Origin of the sequence: Veillonella dispar (assembly GCF_937975875.1) — a bacterium.
GTDB lineage: Bacteria > Bacillota > Negativicutes > Veillonellales > Veillonellaceae > Veillonella > Veillonella dispar_B.
In genome coordinates this window covers 1-9,762 of sequence record NZ_CALJSP010000050.1, presented here as the reverse complement: position 1 = coordinate 9,762, position 9,762 = coordinate 1, and the positions used below count along the sequence as shown (strand labels likewise).

The following is a 9,762-nucleotide window of genomic DNA, read 5'->3' as shown; positions in this document are numbered from 1 at the left end:
GGGAGAGAATGAGAGGAGGAACTATAGGGAGAAAATAACATACGGGAGAAATAAAAGGTTATCATTAAGACACTACAAATAACGTTCTATTAATAGTAAAAACCACCCCATATAGGGGTGGTTTTATTTTTGTTATTTATATGTAGCCTAGCCACGTGGCCAAATTTTTAGTGCTATTTCAGCGAAGTCTTCTTGTCGTTTTACGATTGTGAATGTAGTCCAGTCATCAATGGAGACTAGGTCACGAGTCATTTTGATTTCTGATTTCTTATAGATTTCTTTCTTTTTATCGAAGCCCTTGTTCTTAGCTCTGTTATTATATTCTTGGCCTAATAGAGTTAGATTACCTAAACGCCATAGGTATGTTTCATGGTCCTCATCATTGAAGTTAATCCATTCATCATTAATCTTTTTAGGTAGAATGTGCTCAACATGAACACGGTTTGAGTCATCCACAATTTTTGTTTCATTAATATCAAAGTTATTAATTTTACGAAGTAAATATCGAATAACTGCATTTTTCTTGGAGTTGAAGATTCTGAAGTTATTGATGAATTCCTCATCTGATACCATAAGAGAATATAGTTTTTTTAGAATATCATCTTTTGTTGGCTTTTTACTGGATGTACTATCAGTATTAGATGGCCATGTTTTATCGCTAATACTTTTAGCAATTTGTGCAAATACAAGCTCATATTTATTGGCAACAAGTCCTGAAACAACAAAGTTACGAACTACTAGTGTTTCTATCGCTTTTAAAACCTCATTTATATCTTCTTCAGAGTAATTCTGTAGTCTTAGAGCAAAGATGATAGGAATATATGAGGATGCATCTAGTTTTTGCGTCTCAATAAGACGTTCGTTCAGCTCTGTTAAATCAAAGTCCTTGTTGTCGTCAGGGTGTAGTATTGCTGCACACACCTTAGATAAAGAGCGTAGATTTGATAATAATGCATTAACATCAGACTGTGATGTTATATCTGTACGTAATGCTTTGAATAAATCTTTTTCTCGGGCAAAACGTTTTGTACTGTTCCAATAGTAGCGAATAAATTTTGTTGGATCAATATTATCAAGATTATCAATGATGGTATTCCAAGTTTCAGTAGCACTAGGTAAGTCATTTTGTGCCATACGAAGAATATGATTCTTCAATAAGTCTGCAGTTTCTAGTGCTTTACCGCGAGCATTGAGCGATTCAAAGATTATATATGCTTCATTGATATCGTCGGTTTCAACAGTCATAAGAATAAACTGATTGATTAAGGCTTGGTATAGTTTATTTAGTGCTTTATATTGATTAGACTCATTCTTTTCAAGAAATTCATTTACCTTCCCGTTAAAGAATTTACTTGCATAGAAGATATTATAGTTAGATGGTTTAAGTTTCTTTTTATCAAATTTTTTGTCAGTATAATCAATGGCTCCACGTTTTTGGATATATTCAAAGAAGAACTCTTTATCAACACCACCCATAGATAAATACTGCTCTCGCTTGCTTTCAGATATGCGGCCAATATATTTAGCATTAATATCCTCTGAGTCGTCATTTGCATCATTATTGTTTGTTGAATCGGCAATTTCTTTAAATTTTGTTCGTAGAATATCTAGGAAGATAATTGTGGTTGAGATACGTTGCTGGCCATCAATAATATAACGCTTACCATCTTCCTTATTTTTGTGAATCACAACCTGTCCAAGAAAATGTTCATCATGTGTATTTTCTTCGTAAATTTGTTCCAAGTCTAGCCAAAAGTCATCCAGTTGAGTCTCTTCCCAAGAGTAGCCCCGTTGATATTCTGGAATATAAAGCTTCTCGTTCCCTAAAAAAGAACCTAGTTTTGTCAGATTTGAGTTAATAATCCCCATATTACTACCCCCGTATACAATAAATACTTTTCTTATAAATATTAGATCATACTTTTAGGTAGAGATCAAATATTATAAAAAACAGGAGTATACAATAGAGAAATAAAAAGAGGAGACTGCTTTATAACAGTCTTCTTTTATATTTTATAGGTCATTAAATTACGGCTACCTTTGGAAATTATATGTATTTATTAATTCATTTTATATTCATTTTATGGAAGGGTTTTATATTTATAATTATTTGTTTAACTGTATGTAGTATAGTGTTGATAAATAATGTGTTATGTTTTGTACTGTTGGGATCATAAGATTCGATTAATTCTTGTTTGATATCTACAGATATGGGGATTAGGGAGATTTAACATGAAATCAAAATTGAGATTATTTGTGTGTATGTATTTTAGTTTTATGTGTTTATTTTCTGCATTAACTATTAAAGCAGCTCAAGTTCCATTAGACAGTGTTATTCGTGCGTCTCAAAAGGTTGCCGGTGATTGGTATGATGCTAGTGGTAATAAGGTATTGAGCATTTCCAATGGATATATTAATGGTTGCCGTATTGTTGATGGTGCTGATTTTGTTGGTGGCTATCCTGGTGCAGGGGTTTTTATTATTCAAGAGGCTCAAGGTAGAAAAGCTATTCATCTAGAGTGGTTGGGGAATGGAGAGCACAAAACCTTGATTCTGAATAAAAAGAATCAATTAACTAATCAATTACAAAAGGAGCATTATGAATCTGTTCGTGGCGTGCATTTAGGAATGACTCGACAACAGGTAGTTGATCTGCTTGGTGCTCCAAGTTCTAGTGATGTTCGTGGGCGTGAGACATTAAAATATGTGGATTTAGGACTAAGTGTCGGTCTTGATCATAATATGGTTACAGTTATTACAATTACTGGTAAAGGTAGTCATTTTGATAAGTCTGGGTTAGGGACTGATGCATCTATGATTGACTATTATAATTTCTATCAATTTAATCGAATGCCATCTGAACTTTCAAATAATACATTCCAAGGTCCTTTCTCTATTGGTCATGGTGAATACATATTCTTTAGTGGTAAAGAGATTTCATTGTCTGTTTATAGTAATTAAAGAAGTAAGTATTATGTATTGTTAAGTACATACAATATAAAGTGTGTATGAATGAAAATCCAACTGTAAACATAAGGGGAGTTATTATGAATAAAAAGTTTTTATTGTTAGCTGGTGTTGTGTCTGTATTGAGTATGAATGGATTAACGGTTTATGCGGATTCTACTGTTTCTACAAATAGTGAGAATTTATTGGTGAATGCGAGTACGAATGCGGATGGTTCTACGAATTATGAGATTTCTACGACGAATTATCCTACATATCAGGGGACGTTTATAGGTTCTGCTGGTGATATTAACCATGGTATTCGTATTGAATCTGACGGCATGTCTATTAGTAGCACTGTAGGAGAGAATGCTGGTCATCCTGATGATCGTCATACGCGTATTGGTGCCGGTTACTTTGATATGTATAACGGAACTCATGAGCTCGTTTGGATAGAGGATTATGGCTTGGCCATCCTTGATCGAAAAGAAAATAAATACATGGCGCAAATGGAGCCTAAAACTTTCACTATGAGTAATATACAAAGTGGTGATAAGTCTGAGCTTAGCACTGATGGTACGAAGATTGTGCACTATGACAATGAGAACAGCACTGAATACAATACGAATTATGGATATAATGGGGTGACCATCACGACTACCGATGGGGACCATGATAATGAGAAAACCGTGTCTCTCACTAACAAAGGCCTAGATAATGGGAATAATAAAATCGTAAATGTGTCTAAGGGTGAGATTTCTAAAACCTCTACGGAGGTCATTAACGGCAGTCAGTTGCACGAGGTGAAAATGCAGGTCGATAACAATACGAATCGTATTTCTACGCTCGAAAATAATACGGTGAATATTGGGGACAAGGTGCTCAACAACGCCAAGTCCTATACGGATCGTCAGGTCTCCAAGGTGGGCGCTGCCTCTGCGGCATTGGCGGGGCTTCATTACTTGGACTATAATCCAAACGATAAATGGTCCTTTGCGACCAGTGTAGGCCATTATAAGAACTCAAACGCGGGCGCTATTGGTGCTTCTTATCAGCCAAACGAAAACTCCATGGTTCACGCTGGCGTTACCCTTGGTGGTGAAAGCATGTTTAACATCGGTGCTTCTTTCAAGGTAGGCGAACAAGACCCAACCCTCAAAACAAGCCGCTTTGAAATGGCAAAACAAATCAAAGACTTACAAGCCGACAATGCATCACTGCGTGCAGACAACGAAGAACTACGGGCTGAAGTAAACGAAATCAAAGCAGCGTTGAAAAAATTGCAATAAGCATAAATAGGCACGTTCTCTAGGATATAGTATACTTATACTAATGAGAGAACGTGTCTATTATTGTTTGAGAGGTGTTGTATGAAACTAAAAAGTACCTTGTTGGGCTTAGCTGTAGCATTAGCTTTCACCATGCCTATTGATGCGGCACAGTATACTGTTCCTGACGGGCAGCCACCTGTACCAGGGGCCGACGCAAGTATTCCCGATAATGCATATCAGAACTATCGTTACGGGGAGGCTCTTAATGCTAATGCGAGTGCAATCATTTTAGCGCGCAAGCACATATATGAAATGGTAGATAAACAGGTAGAAGAGAATAAAAGAAGTATCGAAAATGCAGAACGATGGAAGAAAGCACATGATAAGTCTATGGATATATCTTCTCATGAATCTACAATTATCTTGCTGCACGAAGGTGACCATCGGGCTAAAATGACAGTGCCTATTGCTGTAACTGGAAGTTTTTATAAGGACGCTCATCAGAAAAATGAGGTATCTTCTTTTGTTGTTGAAAGCAGTGTTATTGCTGGGCTTGTTAGTTCTAGTGAAAGCTTTGTAGATGATGCAGTTTATAAATCGGCTAAACAAAAGGGCGCCTTTAATTACCCTGGTATTACTAAAGGGAATTGGAGTATAACAGACAAATATTTGAGTGAGAATACACCTTTAATGATGGCTGCTGTTACGTTTGATAAACAACCAAACCACAATTATGTGGCAGTGCTTGGACATATAAATCACCCAATTACTACTAAGGTAGAGAGTACAATGGCTAATTTTGTAATTCCATCGCTACAGCCAATAGATGATTTAGATCGTACAAGTGATGCCGTTACATGGGGGAATGTAACCTATCGTTTGCCTAAGGGTATGCAGTTACAATCAGAAATGAAAGAGGGGCCACATGCAGAAGGTCGCGTATATGAGGGACCAGAAATGAGGTTGGTTGTAACAAGAGGTCCTATACAGAGAAAAGATCATCCAATGGTTGCATATCCTAAACGTGTTTTTAAAGATCTCATCTATAGATCCTCTAAATTACTGTTACAAAATGTACCAATCCAATCTGCGATGGTGTTGAATAATGGTATTCCTACATATATCATGGATCAATACAACCCTGGTAAACTATCACGTATACTCCATTTGATACAAGATGACGAATACTCCTATGTTATGGTATTGTCATATAAAGATAGTAAAGCTAAATACAATCATCTAGCGTTGCGTAATATGATGGAATACTTAGACTTTAAAAATGCTAACCAGTTAAGAAGCAAAATAGAAAAGAAGCTAAAGAAATAAGAAAAAGACCGTACCTTAGGGTGCGGTCTTTTCAGTATTTATCTATATATTTCTATTATTCGTTTCTTATTGTATCGTATATTAGTTCGTCATATAATAAGATTAGGATAGTTAGACGAGGTTGGGCCTCTCTTCGTCATTGAAGGGAGGGATAAGCCTATGAGTGATTATGAAATAATCATGCTCTTATTACAGGTAATAACTGTTGTTATTGCCTTTGGGGCATTAATAGCGCTTATTTGTCTCACAAAAGACAAATAGCCCTTCATTTCCACTAATCTGGAGATTAGTATAAAACGAAAAGGCCATTTCTCAAAATTTTATGTTTTCCGAGATGAGCCTGACGTAGCTACTCGTCTGGCTATCTTCTTATATTATAGGGACAAAGTTGTATATCGTCAAATTGTGATAAATGAGTACCATTGTAGCAGATTTATGTAGATAATTGAGCTTACATATGATGTATAATAAATATAGTTTACATCATAGTTTATGAGGTTCTAGGAGAGATGTATGTTAAAACGATTCTTAGTGATGATGGCGCTGACGCTAGCTTTCACCATGCCTAGCCAAGCGATTTCGATACAGGAGCTCAAGTCATCACCGCAGTTTAAGGTGGTTGCTGAGGTAATGCCTGATGTTCCCAATGCTAATGAACATACTACGTGGTATTTAGACACGAGCTCTATTGAGGTACTAGAGTATGCGCCGCCTGTGTATAAGATCAAGGCTACTGTGTACAATGCGTATCAGTCGCCGCGGAAACATGTCATTTTTAGTGATTCTTGGATTGTGTCCTATGATACGCGTTTATCGCTAGCAAGTCAGGTATATCGCGCGAAACAAGGGGGTGCTTCGTTGACGACGGTTATTGATGCGGCACAGACGAAAACAGGCATGACGGGCTCTGAGGAACCATTGGGGAAATTCTCCTTTGACGGACAGTCGCTGCCAGTTCAGGTGAAAGCCTCGACTCGTGCTATTGTGCGCACGGCACCGAATACGACACGTTATGATATAGCAGATATGTTATTCTATGAAGCGTATCATATGCATTTTGAGGATGTGGTGGTGAAATGAGGCCCATGATGAAAGTACTATATATAGCAATGGCATTGGCGTTGTCTTGTATGGTGTCCGCGCACAGCATGTCCATGCAAGAATTACAAAATACGAGCCGCTTTGAAATGCTTCATGGCTTTGGTGAAAGCGGAAACGGTGATGGCACCTTTATAGATAAGGACTCCATCAAGGTCTCTAACGGGCCGAATGGAACCAAGCAAATCGCCCTCACACAGTATGTGCTCATGCCTGCTGGTGATATGATTCAGGAAAAGCATATCCTATACACCTTTGATACAAAGCAGTCCTTTGCTAGTCTCATCAAGAAGCTAGAGTTCCATCAATTAGGATCCTATAAAGACCTATGGTTGTTTAAACAAAAGAATGCAGGAATTGCCTCTAGTATTATTGATTTTAAAGAGTATCATATAGATGGGAACCGGTATGATACACAACGTGAAGCGCAAGATAGACGAATGGCAATGGCCCCTGTAGACTTTGGATTCGCAGGATACCTATTTGCAAACCGCCTGTATGAACGTGTGTATGGCGTACAATTCGATGATATCGTTGTAAAATAAGAAAAACTCCTATTGGTTTGACCGATAGGAGTTTTGTATTTATCTGTATATCTCTATTATTCGTTTCTTATTGTATCGTATATTAGTTCGTTCTATAATAGAATTAGGATAGTTAGACGAGGTTGGGCCTCTCTTCGTCATCGAAGGGAGGGATAAGCCTATGAGTGATTATGAAATAATCATGCTCTTATTACAGGTAATAACTGTTGTTATTGCCTTTGGGGCATTAATAGCGCTTATTTGTCTCACAAAAGACAAATAGCCCTCCGTTGCCTAGTATAACTAGATAACTGAAAGGCCATTTCTCAAGATTTCATTATTTTCGAGATGCGCCTGACGTTTCGACGCGTCTGGCTATCTATATTATAGGGATAAAGATATATATCGTCAAATTGAGATAAACCTCATAAATGCTAAATATATATGAACCAATATACTAAATTATAAAATTATTAATAATAGGCACAGTCTTATTTGCATAGTATACTTATGCTAATAAGGTTGTGCTTATTTATATTGTAAATGTGAGAGAAAAAGATAAGAGGGTTTTATGTTACGTAAAAGTATAATTATGATGGCATTAGCAACTGCTTTCACCTTAAATGTAAGTGCTGTACAGATCGAAGTGCCAACCGGACAACCGCCTATGCCTGGGGCAGACGCGAGCATTCCTGCTAATGCATATGAGAATTATCGGGCCGGTAGCTTGAGTAATGTAGGTGCTAGTGATGTTATAAAGTTACATTCTGAATCTGAGAAGCGTATGGAAATGTTTATAACTGACTGGGGCCTAACAAGAGATGAAGTCAATCGGATAGCAAGCGATTCTGAAAAGCTGATGGACTTACTTGTTAATGAGACTGCCGTTGTGTTGCTGCATGATGATCGTAATAATATCCGAGCATCTGTTCCTGGATTATTATTAGAGAGTAAATATTATCCAAAACGCAGTGATGGTGAACGTTTATCTATTGTAAGAGAATATTCTATATTTTTTGCGATCGGTACGAGACTAAATTATGATGATGCATTAGGTAAACTAAAATCGGAGCGAGAAGGGAAGTTCATATATCCTGGTATTTCACATGGTAAATGGGCTATTGATACAGAATCTTTTGGTAAGAATACGCCTACTATGGTTGCTGTAGTTGGTTTAGATAATCAACCAAATCAAGAATATATGATAGGCCTTAGCTACAAGAATCATCCCGTTACCGACAAGCTCGAGCGAGTTATGAGTAATTATGTAATTCCGTCGATTCACTCTTTAGATGATATGAATCATTATAGTGAAAGTATCAACTGGGATAATCTCATGTATCGTATTCCTAAAGGGCTTACATTAACAGCACAGAAATCATTAAAGGATTCTGCCGAAATAAGAGACTATAGTGGCTTAGGGATGCGACTTGTTGTGGCTAAGAAACCTGTAAAAGTCGATAATAAATATATTTATTCCTTTATTAATGAAATTGCGGGGGTAAAGCCGGAAAGCCAAATTATAGGTGATGCACCTATTCAAGCAGCATCTGTTTGGAATAATGGTGTTCCTAGCCTTTTGGTAGATAACTATCAACCAGGAAAACCGTCTATAATGTATCGATTCTTACGGGATGATAAGAATGTATATATTATGAGTTTAGTTTATGCTGATGGGGCTGCGCCATATTCTCATATTCAGCTGCGTAACACAGTAGAATATTCTGACTTTGCAAATATTGAAACATTGAGAAATAAAGTAATCCGCATGCAAAGTCGAGAAAAAATGTAATACAGTTGTGTGCATTTAGTTTGTATATTTTGATAGGGGTGAACCAATGAGTAAACTCAAATATATCAAAACTATCTTAGTGCTTTTGCTTAAGGTTTATCTTATCTATCTATGGATTAACTTTGTAGAGACATTTGCTCAGCTACTCTATAATATCTTTGTATTGAAAGTATATTCATTGGAGCATTTTGGTCTATTTCTATTCTTTCTCTTTGGTAATATATGCTGTATTCTGTGGCTCGTTTTATGGTGTAAGCGATTACCGCTAGCTTTTAACAAGCCCAAAATATACTATGAAATTAAAGATTGGATACGATCTAAGAAACAAGAAGCACCTATCTATAAAGTCCTGTTTGTCAGTTTAGCGCTTATGTTAAAACTATGTTTTGTAGTGTATATCTTAATTACAGCTTCCATTATTTTAAGTATTCCATTGGTAAATCTTTAGTATTCTTTCAAACGTTAAATAAACTAAAAGCCGAGCTTTTATTCCTTAGAATTAGCTCGGCTTTTATTAGTTTATTCGTATATTTATATAATATAATTATTATTGTATCGTATATTAATGCATCGTATAATGGGATTAGGCTAGTTAGACGAGGTTGGGAAAATAGGATAAACCGGAGGTCATTATGAAAGCATTTGAATCAAAAGATTATAAAGCGTTTTCTATGTTTGAGGATCGTTGGGCTCTTGTTACAGCTGGTACACCTGAGGATTTTAATACTTGTACTGTTAGTTGGGGCAGTATGGGCAATGTATGGGGACCTAATGGTGGTGATATGTCCACGGTGACGGTGTATAT

At 36.6% G+C, this 9,762-nt stretch carries 7 protein-coding genes and 1 pseudogene; 7 read left to right on the top strand and 1 reads right to left on the bottom strand.

Features of this window, described 5'->3' with window-relative positions; genetic code table 11:
- Window positions 1-147: 147 nt before the first annotated feature.
- Entirely contained in the window at window positions 148-1,869 is a 1,722-nt protein-coding gene (locus Q7P05_RS02560; protein WP_303930272.1) for a DUF262 domain-containing protein, read from the bottom strand.
- A gap of 363 nt (window positions 1,870-2,232) precedes the next feature.
- On the opposite strand from Q7P05_RS02560, the gene bamE reads away from it, so the two are divergent.
- The 7 genes and pseudogenes from bamE to Q7P05_RS02525 form a co-directional block, all read left to right on the top strand.
- Window positions 2,233-2,961, top strand: a complete 729-nt coding sequence (bamE, locus tag Q7P05_RS02555; RefSeq protein ID WP_303930271.1) for an outer membrane protein assembly factor BamE — start codon at window positions 2,233-2,235, stop codon at window positions 2,959-2,961.
- 86 nt (window positions 2,962-3,047) lie between these two features.
- A complete protein-coding gene (locus Q7P05_RS02550) occupies window positions 3,048-4,235 on the top strand; it encodes a YadA-like family protein (protein WP_303930269.1) in 1,188 nt (395 codons plus the stop codon).
- 81 nt (window positions 4,236-4,316) lie between these two features.
- Window positions 4,317-5,543, top strand: coding sequence for a hypothetical protein (locus Q7P05_RS02545; protein WP_303930267.1), 1,227 nt, complete (start codon window positions 4,317-4,319; stop codon window positions 5,541-5,543).
- A 513-nt stretch (window positions 5,544-6,056) separates the two neighbouring features.
- Window positions 6,057-6,623 (top strand): hypothetical protein, encoded by a 567-nt coding sequence (locus Q7P05_RS02540; protein ID WP_303930265.1) that lies wholly within the window; start codon window positions 6,057-6,059, stop codon window positions 6,621-6,623.
- A 5-nt stretch (window positions 6,624-6,628) separates the two neighbouring features.
- A complete protein-coding gene (locus Q7P05_RS02535) occupies window positions 6,629-7,186 on the top strand; it encodes a hypothetical protein (RefSeq protein WP_303930264.1) in 558 nt (185 codons plus the stop codon).
- Window positions 7,187-7,736: 550 nt separating this feature from the next.
- The gene (locus tag Q7P05_RS02530; protein ID WP_303930262.1) at window positions 7,737-8,957 is read left to right on the top strand and encodes a hypothetical protein; all 1,221 of its coding nucleotides are present in this window, start codon (window positions 7,737-7,739) and stop codon (window positions 8,955-8,957) included.
- A gap of 632 nt (window positions 8,958-9,589) precedes the next feature.
- A pseudogene (locus tag Q7P05_RS02525) lies at window positions 9,590-9,762 on the top strand (flavin reductase); the annotation flags it as partial.

Excerpts from the sequence above, each read along its gene's own strand:
- bamE (WP_303930271.1), top strand. The coding sequence starts at position 2,233 with ATGAAATCAAAATTGAGATTATTTGTGTGTATGTATTTTAGTTTTATG.
- Q7P05_RS02550 (WP_303930269.1), top strand. The coding sequence starts at position 3,048 with ATGAATAAAAAGTTTTTATTGTTAGCTGGTGTTGTGTCTGTATTGAGT.
- Q7P05_RS02540 (WP_303930265.1), top strand. The coding sequence starts at position 6,057 with ATGTTAAAACGATTCTTAGTGATGATGGCGCTGACGCTAGCTTTCACC.
- Q7P05_RS02560 (WP_303930272.1), bottom strand. The coding sequence starts at position 1,869 with ATGGGGATTATTAACTCAAATCTGACAAAACTAGGTTCTTTTTTAGGG.
- Q7P05_RS02535 (WP_303930264.1), top strand. The coding sequence starts at position 6,629 with ATGATGAAAGTACTATATATAGCAATGGCATTGGCGTTGTCTTGTATG.
- Q7P05_RS02530 (WP_303930262.1), top strand. The coding sequence starts at position 7,737 with ATGTTACGTAAAAGTATAATTATGATGGCATTAGCAACTGCTTTCACC.
- Q7P05_RS02545 (WP_303930267.1), top strand. The coding sequence starts at position 4,317 with ATGAAACTAAAAAGTACCTTGTTGGGCTTAGCTGTAGCATTAGCTTTC.